This window comes from Nonomuraea sp. NPDC051941 (genome assembly GCF_044593615.1).
Genome location: NZ_JBIUCF010000015.1, coordinates 33,059 through 49,409 on the forward strand (window position 1 = coordinate 33,059; position 16,351 = coordinate 49,409).

At 68.8% G+C, this 16,351-nt stretch carries 16 protein-coding genes, 1 tRNA gene and 1 riboswitch; of the genes, 7 read left to right on the forward strand and 10 right to left on the reverse strand.

Translation table 11 applies throughout. The features are described from left to right. Positions 1 to 76 precede the first annotated feature (76 nt). Genes ACIHFD_RS24940 through ACIHFD_RS24965 form a run of 6 tightly spaced genes read right to left on the reverse strand, consistent with a single transcriptional unit; the run spans position 77 to position 6,847 of the window. Positions 77 to 1,426: a serine/threonine-protein kinase gene (locus ACIHFD_RS24940; RefSeq protein ID WP_397368904.1), complete on the reverse strand. Its 1,350-nt coding sequence runs from the start codon at positions 1,424 to 1,426 to the stop codon at positions 77 to 79. Between the two features lie 21 nt (positions 1,427 to 1,447). Continuing rightward, on the reverse strand, positions 1,448 to 2,908 hold the full coding sequence (locus tag ACIHFD_RS24945; protein WP_397368905.1) for a peptidoglycan D,D-transpeptidase FtsI family protein: 1,461 nt from the start codon (positions 2,906 to 2,908) through the stop codon (positions 1,448 to 1,450). Beyond that, a complete protein-coding gene (locus ACIHFD_RS24950; RefSeq protein WP_350732383.1) occupies positions 2,905 to 4,323 on the reverse strand; it encodes an FtsW/RodA/SpoVE family cell cycle protein in 1,419 nt (472 codons plus the stop codon). Before ACIHFD_RS24950 ends, ACIHFD_RS24945 begins: the two co-directional genes overlap by 4 nt. Then, positions 4,324 to 5,622 (reverse strand): Stp1/IreP family PP2C-type Ser/Thr phosphatase, encoded by a 1,299-nt coding sequence (locus tag ACIHFD_RS24955; RefSeq protein WP_397368906.1) that lies wholly within the window; start codon positions 5,620 to 5,622, stop codon positions 4,324 to 4,326. After that, positions 5,619 to 6,089 carry an FHA domain-containing protein gene (locus tag ACIHFD_RS24960; RefSeq protein ID WP_350732387.1) on the reverse strand — a complete coding sequence of 157 codons (471 nt, stop codon included), beginning with the start codon at positions 6,087 to 6,089 and terminating at the stop codon, positions 5,619 to 5,621. Before ACIHFD_RS24960 ends, ACIHFD_RS24955 begins: the two co-directional genes overlap by 4 nt. Positions 6,090 to 6,106: 17 nt before the next feature. Next, positions 6,107 to 6,847, reverse strand: coding sequence for a DUF3662 and FHA domain-containing protein (locus tag ACIHFD_RS24965; RefSeq protein ID WP_091081864.1), 741 nt, complete (start codon positions 6,845 to 6,847; stop codon positions 6,107 to 6,109). A 199-nt stretch (positions 6,848 to 7,046) separates the two neighbouring features. Here ACIHFD_RS24965 and ACIHFD_RS24970 point away from each other — a divergent pair. Further along, positions 7,047 to 7,129, forward strand: a tRNA-Leu gene (locus ACIHFD_RS24970). Between the two features lie 327 nt (positions 7,130 to 7,456). Here the strand turns inward: ACIHFD_RS24970 and ACIHFD_RS24975 are convergent. Together ACIHFD_RS24975 and ACIHFD_RS24980 are read right to left on the reverse strand one after the other, a co-directional pair. Then, the gene (locus tag ACIHFD_RS24975; protein WP_397368907.1) at positions 7,457 to 8,479 is read right to left on the reverse strand and encodes a hemolysin family protein; all 1,023 of its coding nucleotides are present in this window, start codon (positions 8,477 to 8,479) and stop codon (positions 7,457 to 7,459) included. After that, positions 8,476 to 9,825, reverse strand: a complete 1,350-nt coding sequence (locus ACIHFD_RS24980; protein WP_397368908.1) for a hemolysin family protein — start codon at positions 9,823 to 9,825, stop codon at positions 8,476 to 8,478. Before ACIHFD_RS24980 ends, ACIHFD_RS24975 begins: the two co-directional genes overlap by 4 nt. 241 nt (positions 9,826 to 10,066) lie before the next feature. On the opposite strand from ACIHFD_RS24980, the gene ACIHFD_RS24985 reads away from it, so the two are divergent. Then, the gene (locus ACIHFD_RS24985; RefSeq protein ID WP_397368909.1) at positions 10,067 to 11,365 is read left to right on the forward strand and encodes an LCP family protein; all 1,299 of its coding nucleotides are present in this window, start codon (positions 10,067 to 10,069) and stop codon (positions 11,363 to 11,365) included. Positions 11,366 to 11,371: 6 nt separating this feature from the next. Here ACIHFD_RS24985 and ACIHFD_RS24990 read toward each other — a convergent pair whose 3' ends face one another. Next, positions 11,372 to 12,028: a GPP34 family phosphoprotein gene (locus ACIHFD_RS24990; RefSeq protein WP_397368910.1), complete on the reverse strand. Its 657-nt coding sequence runs from the start codon at positions 12,026 to 12,028 to the stop codon at positions 11,372 to 11,374. 23 nt (positions 12,029 to 12,051) lie between these two features. On the opposite strand from ACIHFD_RS24990, the gene ACIHFD_RS24995 reads away from it, so the two are divergent. The 5 genes from ACIHFD_RS24995 to ACIHFD_RS25015 all read left to right on the forward strand — a co-directional run bounded on the left by ACIHFD_RS24995 (position 12,052) and on the right by ACIHFD_RS25015 (position 15,811). After that, positions 12,052 to 12,657 carry a TenA family protein gene (locus ACIHFD_RS24995; RefSeq protein WP_397368911.1) on the forward strand — a complete coding sequence of 202 codons (606 nt, stop codon included), beginning with the start codon at positions 12,052 to 12,054 and terminating at the stop codon, positions 12,655 to 12,657. A 46-nt stretch (positions 12,658 to 12,703) separates the two neighbouring features. Further along, a complete protein-coding gene (locus tag ACIHFD_RS25000; protein ID WP_397368912.1) occupies positions 12,704 to 13,582 on the forward strand; it encodes an Fpg/Nei family DNA glycosylase in 879 nt (292 codons plus the stop codon). Between the two features lie 20 nt (positions 13,583 to 13,602). After that, positions 13,603 to 13,998, forward strand: coding sequence for a helix-turn-helix domain-containing protein (locus tag ACIHFD_RS25005; RefSeq protein WP_350732399.1), 396 nt, complete (start codon positions 13,603 to 13,605; stop codon positions 13,996 to 13,998). Further along, positions 13,995 to 14,318, forward strand: a complete 324-nt coding sequence (locus ACIHFD_RS25010; protein ID WP_350732401.1) for a rhodanese-like domain-containing protein — start codon at positions 13,995 to 13,997, stop codon at positions 14,316 to 14,318. Before ACIHFD_RS25005 ends, ACIHFD_RS25010 begins: the two co-directional genes overlap by 4 nt. A gap of 55 nt (positions 14,319 to 14,373) precedes the next feature. Further along, positions 14,374 to 14,489: riboswitch (TPP riboswitch) on the forward strand. Further along, the gene (locus ACIHFD_RS25015; RefSeq protein ID WP_397368913.1) at positions 14,480 to 15,811 is read left to right on the forward strand and encodes a purine-cytosine permease family protein; all 1,332 of its coding nucleotides are present in this window, start codon (positions 14,480 to 14,482) and stop codon (positions 15,809 to 15,811) included. It overlaps the preceding riboswitch by 10 nt. On the opposite strand, the gene ACIHFD_RS25020 is transcribed toward ACIHFD_RS25015, so the two are convergent. Next, positions 15,780 to 16,349: a methylated-DNA--[protein]-cysteine S-methyltransferase gene (locus ACIHFD_RS25020; protein ID WP_397368914.1), complete on the reverse strand. Its 570-nt coding sequence runs from the start codon at positions 16,347 to 16,349 to the stop codon at positions 15,780 to 15,782. The genes ACIHFD_RS25015 and ACIHFD_RS25020 overlap by 32 nt on opposite strands. Positions 16,350 to 16,351: the final 2 nt, after the last annotated feature.

The window sequence follows — 16,351 nt, forward strand, 5'->3', positions numbered from 1 at the left end:
ACTGTCCCTTACCGTTCATCTTGGGTACCGGCCTGCTCGGGGGGCCGCCGGTGTCCATCATCGACCCCAAAGCGCATCACGTCTCCTCCTTGGGCGGGTTTGTATCACCCGGGTCCGGCGAGGCGGTGGGTGTCGGAGTTTTGGGTGTAGTGGTGGGCGTTGGGGTCGGTGTGGGCGTAGGGGTACGGGTGGTCGGGGTCGGTTTCGGTGTCGGCTTCTTGGTGGGTGTTGCCGACTTGCTTACCGTAGCTGACCGCGAGGGTATAGGCCTCGGTGACTTCACCGGAACCACGGAAGGCCGCTTGGTACGTCTTTTCGTGGGCAAGGGTGTCGCCCGGTCCGGCGGCGCCACCGCCGACCTGGTCGGCTCGGCCACGTCCGGCGTGGGCTGCGTGGGCTGCCGGTCGGCGAACGTGATGGCGCTGAGCCCGACCGCGGCCGCGCAGCCCGCGGTGGCCACCAGGGCCAGCGTCCTCCTGTGGCGCTTTCCCACGGCCGGCTCCTGCGGCGTGGTGGCCGAGTGGAGGTGGTCCGTCTCCTGCTCGTCCTCCGGAGCCGGCTCGCGTACCCGGAAGCCTCCCGGGTCGGTGAGCATGCTGAGGTCGGCGCCCTGCTCGGCGCTGGCCAGCGACTCGCGCAGCAGGTAGGCCCGGTCGGCCACCTCCAGCGCCGAGGCCGGGCGCCGCGCGGGGTCCTTCGACAGCAGCGACATGACCAGCTCGCGCACCGGCGCGGGCACGTCCACCCCGAGGGGCGGCGGGTGCTCGTTGAGGTGCTGCAGCGCGATCGCCACCTGGCTGTCGCCGCGGAACGGCGTGCGCCCGGCCAGACACTCGTAGGCCACCACGCCCAGCGAGTAGAGGTCGGTCGCGGGAGTGAGCGGGAACCCCTGGGCCTGCTCGGGGCTGACGTACTGGGCCGTGCCCAGCACCGTGCCCGTCTGCGTGACCGGAGCCGCCTCCAGGGCCCGCGCGATGCCGAAGTCCGTGACCTTGATGGTCCCCTCTGAGGTGACCAGCAGGTTTCCCGGCTTGATGTCGCGGTGGATGATCCCGGAGGTGTGCGCGGCGTGCAGCGCCTTGGCCGTCTGGCCCACCACGTCCAGCGTCACCTCGGGCCCGATGGAGCGGTTGCGCGCCAGGATCGCCGACAGCGGCTCGCCGTGCACCAGCTCCATCACGAGATAGGCCAGGTCGCTCTGCTCGCCGTAGTCGAAGATCTGCGCCACTCCCGGGTCGGCCAGGGCCGCGGTGATGCGCGCCTCGTTCCTGAACCGCTCACGGAAAGTGGGGTCGGCGTAGATGTGGCTGCGCAGGATCTTCACCGCCACCTCGCGCCCGAGCAACTCGTCACGGGCGCGCCAGACCTCCCCCATACCGCCTGTGGCGATGCGGGAGATCAGGAGATAGCGGTTACGGAGCCGCATGACCCAGCAGGTTACCGTCACTCACTTGTTCAGCACCGCCTCCAGCACGGCCTTTGCGATCGGCGCGGCGGTGTGGCCGCCGGTCGCCTCCGCACCGACGTTGGCAGCACCGGACTCGACGATGACCGCCAGGGCCACCTTCGGGTCCTCGGCAGGCGCGAAGGAGATGAACCAGGCATGCGGTGGCTGGCCGTCGGCCGTCTCCGCGGTGCCCGTCTTACCCGCTACTTGGACGCCTGGGACCTGCGCCAGGTTTGCGGTGCCGTTCTGGACGACGCTGACCATCATCTCACGCAGCTTGCCCGCCGTCTCGGAGCTGACCGCTTCCGACAGCTCCTCGGGGTCGGCCTGGTTGATCGTGTCGCCCTTGGCGTCGGTGATCTTGTTGACCAGGTACGGCTTCATCACCTTGCCGTCATTGGCGATGCCCGCGGCGATCATGGCCATCTGCATCGGGGTCATGCGGTTGCTGCGCTGCCCGATCGAGGCCATGGCCAGGGCCGCCTTGTCCTCTTCCGGGCCGAAGTCGCTGGCGGTGACCGACATCGGCACGGCGACCGGCTGGCCCATGCCGAACTTCTCGGTCTGCTCCTTCATCTTGTCGTAGCCCAGGTCCATGCCGATCTTGCCGAACGGCGTGTTGCAGGACTTCTCCAGCGCGTACGTCAGCGTGACCGAGCCGGAGCCGCAGGCCGCGCCGCCGTAGTTGGGCAGGCTGATGTTCGTGTTGGGCAGCGGCAGCCGCTGCGGCGCGTCCACGGTGGTCTGCGGCCCGCGCGAGGAGTCGTCCTCCAGGTAGGCCGCCATGGTCACGACCTTGAACGTCGAGCCGGGCGGGTAGGTCTGCGCGATCGTGCGGTTGAGCAGCGGCTGGCCCTTCTCCTTGGCCAGCTCGTCGAAGCGGGGGAAGACCTTGCCCTTGTCGGTGCCGGACAGCTCGGTCGGGTCGTAGGTGGGCAGCGAGACCATCGCCAGGATCCCGCCCGTCTTCGGGTCGAGCGCCACGAGCGCGCCGCGCTTGCCGCTCTGCCGCAGCGCGTCGTAGGCCGCCTTCTGCGCCTTGGGGTTGATCGTGAGATCGACGTTGGCGCCCCTGGTCGGCTCGCCGGTGAACAGGTCGATGCTCCGCCGCAGCAGCAGGTCGGCGCTGGAGCCGTTGAGCAGCTGGTTCTCGGACCTCTCGACGGCGCTCTCGCTCTCCGGCGAGAAGAAGCCGGTGACGTGGGCGTAGAGCCTGGCCTCGGGGTATTGCCTGAGGAACCTGAACCGGGGGTCCTTGGTCTCGACGGACTGCGCGAGCACCTTGCCGCCCGCCGTGATCCGGCCGCGCTCGATGGCGTAGCGCTCGTAGAAGTTGCGGGTGTTGCGGGCGTCGCCGCGCAGGTTCTCCGCCTTCACCGCCTGCAGGTAGTTCACGTTGATCATCAGGAGCGCGAACATGGCCAGGCAGGCCACCGCCACGCGCTTCAGAGTGCTGTTCATCGCTGGAACACCTGCGTCAGTCCTTCGTTCTGGATCGCCTGGGGCGGAGGCCGCCGGGCCGCATCTGACATGCGTACCAATAGCGCGATAAGGATCCAGTTAGCCAGCAACGCCGAGCCACCCTGGGACATGAACGGGGTGACCAGGCCGGTCAGGGGGATGAGATTCGTCACACCGCCGACGATGATGAAGACCTGCCAGGCCAGGATGAACGACAGGCCGCCCGCCAGGAGCTTGGAGAACGGGTCGCGGGCCGCCAGCGAGGTGCGCAGGCCGCGCTCGACCAGCAGGGCGTACATCATGAGCAGCGCCATCAGGCCGGTCAGGCCCAGCTCCTCGCCGGTCGCGGCGAAGATGAAGTCGGAGAACGACAGCGGGATCAGCTGGGGGTTGCCCTCGCCGAGCCCCGTGCCCAGGATGCCGCCCGCGCCGAACCCGAACAGGCCCTGCATGATCTGGAAGCTCTTGCTGCACATCGGGTCGCCCGGCGGATCCTTCAGGCAGACGGGGTCGTTGCCGTAGTAGATCGGGTTGCTCGGATCGAGCCAGGCGTCGAAGCGGGCGCCGACGTGGTCGAAGACTTGCCCGGCGAGGAAGGCGCCGCCGACGAAGAGGAGCACGCCGATCAGCACCCAAGAGGTGCGCTGGGTCGCGATGTAGAGCATCGCGATGAACGTCCCGAACAGCAGCAGCGAGGTGCCCAGGTCCTTCTCGAAGACCAGGACGAGCAGGCTGAGCCCCCAGGTGATGAGGACGGGGCCGAGGTCCCTGGCCCTGGGCAGGTCGATGAAGAGCAGCCGCCGCCCGGCCAGCGCCAGCACGTCGCGCTTGGCCACCAGATAGCCGGCGAAGAAGACGACCAGCGCCAGCTTGGCGAACTCGCCCGGCTGGATGGAGAAGCCGCCGATGCGGATCCAGATCTTGGCGCCCTGCACCTCGCTGAGGCTGCCGGGCAGCAGCGCGGGGATGGCGAGCAGGACCAGGCCGACGGCGCCCGCGGTGTAGGTCATGCGCTGGAGCATGCGGTGGTCACGCAGCACGATCAGGGTGATCGAGAACATGACGACGCCGAGACCCGTCCACATGATCTGGTTGGTGGTGGACGCGCCGCCCATCTTGGCGGCCTCCAACCGGTAGATCATCACCAGGCCGAGACCGTTGATCAGGGTCACCAGCGGCAGGATCAGGGGGTCGGCCCAGGGGGCGAACTTCGCCAGCACGAGGTAGGCGGCCAGCATCAGGCCGCCCAGACCCAGTCCGTACGCCAGCATGCCCGCGGGGACCTTGCCGTCCACCGCCAGGCCCACGTTGGCGTAGGCCCCCATGACGATCAGCACCGCCAGAGCGAGCATGACGAGCTGGGCCATGCGGCGCTTGGCCGGCATCGGGACGGGGGAATCTGCGACTTCGCTCATTTACCGTTGCTTCGTCTTGGTCGCGCTCACGGATGGCGTGGGCGACGAGCTGGCGGTCGTGGCGGGGGTGTCGCTGCTGCCCTTGTCGTCCTCCTGGGCGAACTTCAAAGCGTTGATCTTCGTCATGCCCTCGTCGACATTGGTGACCGGAATGCCGCCCTTGATCAGCGCCTGGTCGGCATCGGACAGCTTGGAGAGCTGCCGGCCTGTGGCCTTGGAGACCTTGAAGAGCTGGAAGGGGCCCAGTTCTCTCTGGACCCCCTGGAACACGACCACCTCGTCGCCCCTAGCACCGACGAAGAACTGGTCCTGGGTCCACTGATATCCAAAATAACCGCCGACGCCGACGGCGACGACGCCTATGCCGAACACGGTGACCAGCACGGGCCACACACGACGACGCCTGCGCCGGGGCGCCTCGGCGACCGGCTCATCGAAGTCGTCGTCGGTGAGGACCGGCTGGGGCGCGGTCACCGCGCTGGCTCGCCCCGGATGGGTCTCCTGGGGGTTGCCATGCAGCCGGGTCATGCCGGCGGCACCGACGATGGCGGCCTCGGCGGGCACCTGCTGCCCGTCGGTGATCTCCACCACGTCGGCCAGCACGCAGGTGATGTTGTCGGGCCCGCCACCTCTGTTCGCCAGATCGATGAGCTGGCGCACGACCTCTTCAGGATCGTCGATGTTGGTGAGCGTGGCGTGCAACGTCTCCGCGCTCACCACGCCCGACAGGCCGTCGGAACACAGCAGGTAGCGGTCGCCGATCTGCGCCTCGCGGAGGGTCAGGTCGGGATCGACCTCACCACTGCCGTCGAGCGCGCGCAGCAGGATCGAGCGCTGCGGATGCGTGGCCGCCTCTTCCGGCGTGATGCGCCCGTCGTCGACGAGCTGCTGCACCAGCGTGTGGTCATGGGTGATCTGGTAGAGCTCCCCGCGCCTGAGCAGGTAGGCGCGCGAGTCGCCGACGTGCACCAGAGCGACCTGGGTGCCGTGCCAGAGCATGGCCGTCAGAGTCGTGCCCATGCCTTTGAGGCTGGGATCCCGCCCCACCATCTCGTGCAGCTTGCGATTGGCGTCGCGTACCGCTGCCTCGATGGCGTTGAGCAGGTCACCCCCCTGTTGGGCCTCTTCCAGAGAGGCCATGGCGGCGATGGCGACTGAGCTCGCCACCTCGCCGTGTGCGTGCCCGCCCATACCGTCTGCGACGGCGAGCAGGCGGCCGCTAGCGTACGCCGAGTCCTCGTTTCCTTCGCGGAGGAGGCCGACGTCCGAGCGGGCGGCGTAGCGGAGTGCGATGGTCATTTGCGCAATTCAATGACTGTCTTGCCGACGCGGATCGGAACACCGAGCGGCACCGGGGTCGGGCGGGTGACTTTCGAGCGGTCGAGATACGTGCCGTTGGTGGACCCAAGATCTTCCACGATCCATTGACCGTCCTGGGGAAAGAGCCGGGCATGCCGGCTGGAAGCGTAGTCGTCGGTGACTACCAGCGTGGCGTCATTGGCCCGGCCAATGGTGATGGGCGTCTCCGTGAGGTTAATGGTGGTGCCCTGCAAGGGGCCACCGGTAACGATGAGCTGGCGTGGCTCGCCCTTTTTGTTCTTGGGCTTCGCCGCCGGTTTGGTGGGTTTCACGCCTTTGCGTGGACCCGCGGGAGCCGTGCGTGAACCGAACAAGTCAGTCCGGATCACGCCGACTGCGGCAATGACGAAGAACCACAGCACCGCCAGGAAGGCGAGCCGGATCAGCAGCAGCGTGAGCTCGGACATGGACCGCTTGTCTACCCCTAATCGCGCCGGAACACCAGAGTCGTGCGCCCCAACGTCACTCGCGTGCCGTTCTGGAGCTCGATCCTGCGTACCGGCTGGCCGTTGACAAAAGTGCCGTTGGTGGACCCGAGATCGACGAGGGCCACCGTCTGGCCCTCGACCCGCAACTCCGCATGGTGTCGCGAGACTCCCGGATCGACCAGACGAAGATCGCAGTCGGTGCCCCTGCCGAGCAAGGTCACCGGAGTGGTGAGCTCGTAGGAACGGTCGCCCTGCGGGTCGTCCTGAGTGGAGACGAGCAGCCTCGGCCGCCCGTTGAAAGCGTTCGGCCTCGACGGAGGCAGGTCGCTCGCCGGCTGGCGAATCTCGTCCTGCTCGACCGTCGCGCCGCGGATGACGCCGGACCTGATGCGGAACAGCCCCACAGCCAGATCGCCGGCGGTCTCGAAGCGGACCCGGACCGGTCCCACAAAGGAGTAGCCCTGTTCCTTGGCGTACTCCCTGGCAAGGTTGGCCAGCTCGTGACTGATGCTGTCGGCGTAGACCTCAAGCCGTTCGCTGTCGGTCGTGGACAGCTCAACCACGAAGTCGTTGGGCACAAGCGTGCGACCTTGAGCGACGATCGCCGCACGCTCATCCATCTCCCGCTGAACCGCGCTGGCGACCTCGACCGGCTGAAGGTCAGATTTGAACGCCCGCGCAAAGGCCCCCTCAACCAAGCCTTCGAGCCTTCGCTCGAAGCGCTGAAGGACTCCCACCGGGTACCTCCCTTCCTCCGTGCATATGATCGCGGCCCCCAGACGCGTCCGGCGCCCGGTTCCCGCTCGTTCCACGTCACGGCATCCCTGGCGCTCGTCGGCTGTCGCGCCCAGCTCCTCCGCTCCCGTGTCTTATGCGATCGTATCCGGGTTCAGTACCAGTGGCTGTTCCGTGCTAGTGTTCTTTCCGCACCCACAAGGGCGGGTGGCGGAACGGCAGACGCGCACGGTTCAGGTCCGTGTGTCCGAAAGGACGTGAGGGTTCAAATCCCTCCTCGCCCACTCGGTGACTGGGGACTCTTGGTCGCAAGCTTTTGGCTTGCTTCCGTGGGTCCCCTCGTCATTTATTCCGGGGGATAACCCCCGGGCCCCCAGCGTTTTCCGGGGGAGGTCCCCCGGACCCCCCTGTCTGGGAGTGGGCTCCCAGACCCTCCATCGCCGCTGGCGTCTTCTGTCTTCTGTCATGGCAGACCCACACTGGCGAAGTGTTTGATGGATCGCAAGAGGGGGCGTCTCTCTTTTCAAGAACCTGTTGGTAACGGGCGTGCCGTGTTTTGACGGTACGCCCGTTTGGTTGCAACCTGCTTTCGGGTGACTTGTCGGTGTGTTTTACGTCACAGTGGCTAGGGTTCTGGTGTCCAGGAGTTCGCCGAGGAGGTCTGTGAGGCTCACCATGCCGATTACGTCGCCAGGTTGAGCTGTCACCAGTGCCAGGTGGGCTCTTGCCTCCTGTAGGGCCGTTACCGCCTCTGGGACCTGGGTTACGCACGGGAGCTTCGGTAGCGGGCGGCAGAGGTCTTCTGCCTTGCTTGCCGGCTGTAGGAGGGCGTCTCTTGCGTGGAGGGCGCCTCTTACGTTGCCTGGCGTGCCTACCAGGAGTCTGAGGTGGCCGCTCTTTGCCGCCGCTTCCTTGATCTCCTTCGCGTTTGCCTGGGGTGGGACCATGACCGCTTGGCCTATGGGGATCATCAGGCGTTCTATGCCCTCGTCGTCCAGGCGGAGGGCGCGGGTCAGGAGGTCGTGTTCGTCGCGGTCCAGGAGGCCCATGCGGCCTGACTCGCCCACCAGCATCGCCAGCTGGCGGGGGGTTCTGGTGGTGGCCAGCTCGTTCCTGGGCTGGACGCCGAACAGGCGAAGGATGAGGTTGGTCAGGCCGTTCAGGGACGACAGGAGCGGGCGCATCACCCAGGTGAAGGCGCGGAAGGGGACGGTCAGCAGCAGGGCCGAGCGTTCCGGATGGGTCAGGGCCCACGACTTCGGCGCCATCTCGCCCACCACCATGTGGACGAAGGTCACCAGGGCCAGGGCGATCGTCAGCGCGATGGGCATGCGCAGGCCCTCCGGGACGCCGAGGGCGGCGAAGACCGGCTCCAGGGTGTGCTCGATCGCGGGCTCCGTCACCTGGCCGAGGCCCAGGGTGCACAGCGTGATGCCCAGCTGGGCGCCCGCCAGCATGAGGGAGAGCTGCTTGGTGCCGCCGACCGCCGACCTGGCCGCCAGCCTGATCAGGCGGTTGTTGCGGGAGGCGATCTCCTCCAGGCGGTGGCGCCTGGCGGAGACGAAGGCGAACTCCGCGGCCACGAACAGCGCGTTGAAGGCCAGCAGGGCGAGGCTGACGACGAGCATGGTCATCGGGCCGCCTCCGCGTGCTGGACGGGGGCCACGCGGACCCACTCGGGCACTCTGCGGTTGAGAGATATCACTGTCAGCTCTGCCAGGTGTTCCTGCTCGTCCTCTGCGAAGGGGTCGGTGTCCTGTTCGATCGGCACCGTCACCGTGTCGCCCTCGTCGGGCATCCTGCCGAGCCTGGCCAGGACGAGGCCCGCGAGGGTGTCGTAGTCGTCGCTCTCCGGGAGCGCGACGCCCGTGGCGCGCTCGACCTCGTCGAGCCGCAGCCTGCCCGGGACCTCCCAGATGCCGCCCGGGTGCTCGACCACGCCGGCCGGCTCCGGGTCGTTCTCGTCGACCAGCTCGCCGACCAGCTCCTCGGCCAGGTCCTCGACCGTGATCACGCCGGCCAGGCCGCCGTACTCGTCGATGACGCAGGCGATGTCGTCCTTGGCCACGCGCATCCGGTCGAGCACGGCGGGGAGCGGGACCGAATCCGGGACCAGCAGGGCCGGGCGGGTGATGCTCGCCATCTCGCCCTCCTGCAGGCCCGATGAGAGGAGCTCGCGTACGCCCGTCACGCCTATGACGTCGCCGTCCTCGTTGATGACCGGGTAGCGGGAGTGGCCGCAGCTGCGCATGATCTCGATCAGGTCCGAGATGGGCTGTTCGGAGCGCAGCACGACGACGCGCGGGCGGGGGACCATGATCTCCTCCGCCGTGCGGTCGCCGAACTCCAGGGCCCGTTCCAGCAGGTCGGAGAGTCTCGGCGGGAGTTCGCCCGCCATGGTCGACTCCTCGATGATGCGGGAGAGCTCCTCCGGCGTCGCGCCGTGCTCCACCTCCTCCACCGGCTCGATGCCCACGCGCCTGAGCAGGCCCGTCGCCGCCGAGTCGAACAGCTTGACCACCGGGCCCACCACGGCCAGGTAGACCAGCGTCGAACTCGCCAGGAACTTGGCCACCGGCTCCGGTCTGGCGATGCCCAGGTTCTTGGGCGCGAGCTCGCCCAGGACCATCTGGACCACGGTCGCCACGAAGACCCCGATGGCGACCGAAAGTCCGGTGATCACGGTGTCGGACAGTCCGGTGTCCGTCAGCCATGGTCGTACGATCGTGGCGATCGCGGGCTCGGCCAGGAAGCCGACCAGCAGTGCGGTAACGGTGATGCCGAGCTGTGCACCGGAGAGCATGAAGGAGAGGCGGGACGTGACCTGGAGCGCTTTTTCGGCGGCCTGGTCACCCGCCGCCGCCTGCTCGCGGAGCAGGGCGCGGTCGGCGGCCACGAAGGCGAACTCCTGAGCGACGAAGTAGCCGGTCGCCGCCGTGAGGAGGATGAGGGCCAGCAGGCCCAGATAGGCGCTCACCATGGTGAGCTCTCAGAGGAACCCGTGCTGGCGCACGGGCAAAGACTCCACGGGTCCGGAGCGGACACGATCTTCCCTTCGATAGAGGTCGTCCATAACCGTAACGATGCTGGTGGCATCTATGTTTCCGTGGTGACTCTTCCCTGGTTCTGCGTACTTTTCCATGGGAAAACCTTGGCCGAGTGTCTTCACTGGTAAGGGGTTCGACGTAGCGTTTATGACAAACCGAAGGGAAGAAGGCGAAGTGTCTGAGGACGACCGTACGCGGGCCATGCGCTCACCAGGCGACGGCCGCCCGCTGCCGCCGAGGCCAGGTGACGGTCTGCGCGCCGGGGGCGCGCCGGCCCACCAGGTCCCGTCGGCGCCCCCCGGTGGGCCGGCTGCGCCCACGCACAAGCTGCCTGTGGCCCCGCAGTACCCCGAGCCGGGGTCAGGCGCCGCCTCTCCCGGCTCCGCCCCGGACGAGCCGCCCCAGGGTCGTTCGCGCGTGTACGGCCGGGCCCGCTCCGGCGGTGGCGGCGGTCCGGTCAAGCCGCTGCGGTCGAGGAGCGGCCCCTCGGACCCGTCGAAGCCCCGCAGGCGGGTGTCCGGCAAGACGATCCTGAAGATCGTCGGCGGGCTCCTGGTCGTGCTGCTGGTGGCGGGCGTGGGCATGCTCTTCTGGATCAACTCCCGAATCGCGGGCATCGACGGCGTGCTCGACGAATACACGGGCCGGCCCGCCGACACCCCTGGCACCAACTGGCTGCTCGTCGGCTCCGACAGCCGCAAGGGCCTGTCGGCCGCCGAGCGCAAGAAGCTCGCCACGGGCCGGGCGACCGGCGGGAACCGTACGGACTCGATGATGCTGCTGCACATCCCCGAGGGCAGCGACAAGCCGACGCTGGTCAGCCTTCCGCGCGACCTGGCCGTCGACGTCCCGGGCAAGAGGCGCGACAAGCTCAACGCCGCCTACAACGGCGGGCCTCAGCTGCTGGTCCGCACCGTGGAGTCGGTCACGGGCGTGCACATCGACCACTACATGGAGATCGGGTTCGCCGGATTCGTCGGCATCGTGGACGCCATCGGAGGCGTCGAGATCAACGTACGGGCCGCCGTGGACGACCCGAAGGCCGGGCTCAAGCTGAAGAAGGGCACGCAGGTGCTCAACGGCGCCCAGGCCCTGGGGTACGTACGGACCCGCAAGGGCGGCGCGCTGCCCGACTTCGAGCGGACCAAGCGGCAGCGGCAGTTCCTGGGCGCGGTCGTGAAGAAGGCGGCCAGCCCCGGAGTGCTGATCAACCCGTTCACGTCGATCCCGCTGGCGATGAGCGCCACCGACGCGGTCTCGGTCGACGGCGGCACGGGCGCCTTCGACCTGCTGTCGCTGGGACTGGCGATGGGCGACAGCCCGGTGACGACGGTGGTCCCGTTCGGCGGCACCGAGCGGCTCGCGGACGGCGGCGAAGCGATCAAGTCGGACCGGCCCAAGGCGCTGGCCCTCTTCAACGCCCTGAAGGAGGACAAGCCGGTGCCGAAGGACGTCATCGACACCGGCAACTAGCGCGGCTCACCCGGAGGTGGAGGTCGTCGCGGCGACGGTCGCCGCGGTGACCGCCGCGATCATGGCCGCGTTGATGGCGGCGATGGTCTGGGCGACCGCGTCGGCCGTCCAGGCGCCCTCCGCGATCTCCTTGACGCGCTGCCTGCTCGCCTCGGGGAAGGCCTTGCGGTCGAGCTTGGCTGCGTGCGCGATGGCGATCAGGACGGCCGTGCGGGCGTCGGGGTCGGCGCCCGCCAGCGCGCTGGTCACCCGGTCCCTGACCGCGGCCTCCACGTCGGGGTTGGCTTCAGGCCAGCGCGTCGTGGGGAAGATGCCCAGCACCTTGCCGCGCTGCTCGGTCAGCACGCCCGACTCCGCCAGCCTGGTGAGCAGGCGCCCGCGCAGCTTGGCCGACTGCAGCCGCTGGACCCACCAGGCGGGCTTGCGCTCCTTGCCCTCCTCGGCGATGCGGGCCAGCGTGGCGTCCAGCTCGGAGTCGCCGAGCGGGGACGGGTCCATGACCGTCACCTTCTTGTCCGACAGCTCCAGCCGGCCGTTGACGGCCAGCTCGGCGAGGAGCGCGCCGGCGAGGGCCGGGTCGAGCTGGGTCCCGGCGACGAGCGGCGTGCCCTTCTCGTCGTCGTGGGCGAGCAGGAGGAGCTCTTCGGCGATCGTCACAGTCATGCTTCGACACTAACCTCCCAGCCATGACTGTCTCGGAGAAGTTGCACGCCGTCGGCCGCCCGCTGCTCCGGGCTCAGCTCGACCATCCGACCGTGGCCGGCATCGCGCGTGGCGACCTGCCCGAGGCGGTGTTCAGGTCGTGGCTGGAGCAGGACTACCTGTTCCTGCTCGACTACGTACGGGTGTTCGCGCGGCTGGCCTGGCAGGCGCCCGACGGGCATCTGGGTGATCTGGTGGACCTGGCGCACACCACGTACCACGACGAGTTGAGCCTGCACAGGTCGTTGTCGGCGGAGTTCGGCGCCGATCTGGAGGGGGCGGTGAAGGGGCCGGCGTGCGCGACGTACACGGCGTTCCTGCTGGAGTCGGCGGCGTCGTATGGGGAGGGGCTGGCGGCGCTTTATCCGTGTATGTGGGGATATTCGAGTCTCGGACAGATATTGGCGGAAATTTCCCCTGCTGAGTCGAAATATCGGGCGTGGGTGGACACGTACGCGGATCCGGCCTTCGCGGCGCTCACCGCGCGGATCGCGCAGATGATCGACGAGGCCGCGCCGGACCCGGCGCGGGCCGAGGAGCTGTTCGCCGAGGGGATGGCGCACGAGCTGGCCTTCTGGAGTGTGCCGTAGCCGTCCACAGGCTGTGGACGGCCGGACGCGCACGTACCCTGGGGACATGCCGGAACTTCCCGAAGTGGAGTCGCTCACCCATTTCCTGCGCGAACGGGCCGTGGGCCGCACGGTCCTGGGGATCGACGTGGTGGCCTTCCAGGCGCTCAAGACGTTCGACCCGCCGGTGACCGCGCTCGGCGGGCTGACCATCACCGGGGTGTCGAGGCACGGCAAGTTCCTCGACCTCGACTGCGACGGCCTCCACCTGGTCATCCACCTGGCCCGGGCGGGGTGGCTGCGCTGGCGCGACGACCTGTCGGGCGCGAAGCCCGTACGTCCCGGCAAGGGCCCGCTCGCGGTACGGGTCCGGCTGGCGCCCGACGAGGAGGGCCTGGCGCCCGGGTTCGAGCTGACGGAGGCCGGGACGCAGAAGCGCCTGGCCGTCTACGTCACCAAGAACCCGGACGACGTCCCCGGCGTCGCCGCACTCGGCCCCGACCCCCTCGACGAGTCCTTCACCGTCGACGCGCTCAAGCGCATCGTGGGCGGCAACCGCACCCAGATCAAGGGGCTGCTGCGCGACCAGAAGATCATCGCCGGCATCGGGAACGCGTACTCGGACGAGGTGCTGCACGCGGCCAAGATGTCCCCGTTCAAGATCGCGGCCACGCTGACGGACGCGCAGATCGCCGACCTGCACGAGGCCATCATCACCACCCTGGGGGAGGCGGTGGAGCGGGCGCACGGGCTGGCGGCCAAGGACCTCAAGGCGGAGAAGAAGTCGGGGCTGCGGGTCCACAACCGGGCCGGGCAGCCGTGCGACGTCTGCGGCGACACGATCCGCGAGGTGTCCTTCGCGGACTCCTCGCTGCAGTACTGCCCCACCTGCCAGACCGGCGGCAAGCCCCTCGCCGACCGCCGGCTGTCCCGCCTTCTCAAGTGAGCTCGACGGAAGAAGGCACTGTGGAACCGCTCGACGACTACGACGTGCGCCAGTGGGACACGCGCGAGGACTGCGAGGTGCGCCAGATCCTCGACCGCATCGCCGACAAGTGGTCGCTGCTCGTGATCGCCCTGCTCGACTGCCAGAGCCTGCGCTTCACCCAGCTCCGCCGCGAGATCGACGGCGTCAGCCAGCGCATGCTCAGCGTGACCCTGCGCCAGCTGGAGCGCGACGGCCTGGTCAGCCGCACGGTGCACCCCGTCGTGCCGCCCAGGGTGGACTACGCGCTCACGCCGCTCGGCCGTACGCTGCACGAGACCATCAAGTCGCTGGTCACCTGGACGGAGACGCACCAGGAGGAGATCGCCGCGGCGCGTGCGGCCTACGACGCCAGGCGCGAGATGATGGAGTCATGACCGTTCCTGAGATCGAGGCCAGTGCCGTTCCGGCAGACGCTTACCTGCTCGACGTCCGTGAGCAGGACGAATGGGTCGCGGGGCACGCCCCGGAGGCCGTGCACATCCCCATGACCCAGATACAGGGGCGGGTCGACGAGGTGCCCGGCGACCGCACGGTCTACGTCGTCTGCCGGGTGGGCGGCCGGTCCCTGCAGGTCGCGGCCTGGCTCAACCAGCTCGGGCGCGACGCCGTCAACGTCGGCGGCGGCATGCAGTCGTGGGAGTTCGCGAGCCGCCCGATGGTCAGCGAGACCGGGCAGCAGCCGTTCGTGGCGTAAAAAGGCCCCACTGTGGCGGTTTCGCCGTCGCTGAGGCATGATGAGGGCGCCAACTGCAGATTGTCGCGGGAGCTCGGGGTGCGCCGGGCTGAGAGGGCAGCCATAGATCCGCTGCCGACCGCCTGAACCTGTCCGGGTAATGCCGGCGTAGGGAGTGTGCGATGACGCATGTCGTCGACGAAGTTCCGCTGACTCTTGAAGGCAGGCCGCCGAAGACCCTGGGCGTGCTCGATCAGGGCGCGCTCTGGGCGAATCTCGGAGTCAGCCTCCTGGGCTTCTCCGGCGCGTTGCTCCTGCTCAACCCCCTGTCCGACGCTCCCCTCAGCCTGACCGCCGCGCTCCTGGCGACCGTGGTCGGCAGCCTGATCGGCACCGCCATGGTGGGCCTGTCCGCCGTCCCCGGCACCCAGACGGGGCAGCCCGCGATGGTGCTGCTGCGGGGCCTGTTCGGGGCGCGGATCTCGTACGTCCCCACGGTGCTGAACATCGTCCAGATGCTCGGCTGGGCCGCGTTCGAGCTGTGGGTGATCGCCAAGGCGGCCAGCGCGATCTTCGGCGCCGTGCCGTACCAGGTGTGGGTGATCGCGGCGGGGGTGCTGACCACCGCGCTCACGATCTGGCCGCTCGGGTCCGTCAGGCTGCTGCGGCGGTACGTCACCATCGGCGTGATCGTGTCGATGGTGTGGTTCGCCTGGTTCTTTCTCACCAGGGCGCCCGCGCACACCGGCGGGTCCTGGACGGCCTTCGCGCCCGCCGTGGACTACGTGATCGCGCTGTCGGTGTCGTGGGTGCCGATGGCGGCCGACTTCGCCCGGCACTCCAGGTCGAGCAGGGCCGCGTTCACCGGCGTGGTCGGCGGCTACACGCTGGCACAGGTCGCCTGCCTGGGCCTGGGCGTGTTCGCGGTGGCCATGGCGGGGGCCGACAAGGTGGCGGCCGACGGGACGTCGGTGTTCGGCGCGTTCGTGGCGGTGCCGCTGGGCGCGCTGTTCTTCGCGATCCTGGTGCTGCGCGAGACCGACCAGTCGTTCGCCAACGTCTACTCCACCACGGTCTCGCTGCAGAACCTGATGCCGCGGGTGGACCGGCGCGTCTTCTCCGTCGCCATCGGCGTGCTGAGCGTGGCGATCGCCCTGGTCGTGGACGTCAACTCGTACGGGGCGTTCCTCGGGGTGATCGGGGCGGTGTTCGTGCCGATGTTCGCGGTGCTGGCCGTGGACTACTTCGTGCTCGGCGGCTCGCGGAGCTGGAACACCGCGGAGAACGCGCCCTCGCGCTGGTCGAGGCTGGTGCCGTGGGCCCTCGGCTTCGTGGCGTACTGGCTGACGACCTCCGCGCCCACGCTCAAGCCATGGGACGGCTTCTGGCAGGGGGTCCGCGACGCCATCGGCTTCACCCGGCAGCCGTGGATGAACGGGGCGCTCGGCGCGGCCGTCGTCGCCGTGCTTGTCACCCTGCTGATCAGCTGGTCGACGCGCGCCTTTCGACGTTGAGCAGGTGCTGCTTGGCGGCCACGCCGCCCGCGTAGTCGCCGAGCGCGCCGTCCTCACGCACCACCCGGTGGCACGGCACGATCACGCACACGGGGTTGGAGGCCAGCGCGTTGCCGATCGCCCGCAGCGCGCGCGGCCTGCCGATGCTCGCGCCGATCTCCTCCAGCGTCGTGGTGGTGCCGTACCGGACCGCCATCGTCTTCTGCAGCACCGTGCGGGCGAAGGACGTCGCCAGCGCCAGGTCGACGGGCGTGGTGAACGCGCGCAGGCGGCCGGAGAAGTAGGCGTCCAGCTCCCTGCGCACCGGGTCGAGCCGGCGCGGATCCGGCCCGATGAACCTGCCCACGTGCCTCGTGAGCAGCTCGTACACGGCGTTTTCCGGCTCGAAGCTGCACGCCGCGATGCCCTTGCCGGTGACCGCGAGCATCAGCCTGCCGACGGCCCCGTCATAGGGGCCGAACGCGATGTCAGGAGGCGCCTCACCTCGATAGGTGCTGGAGGTCACGCGCAACAGGGCATCGAGATCGTTGCTCGACATGC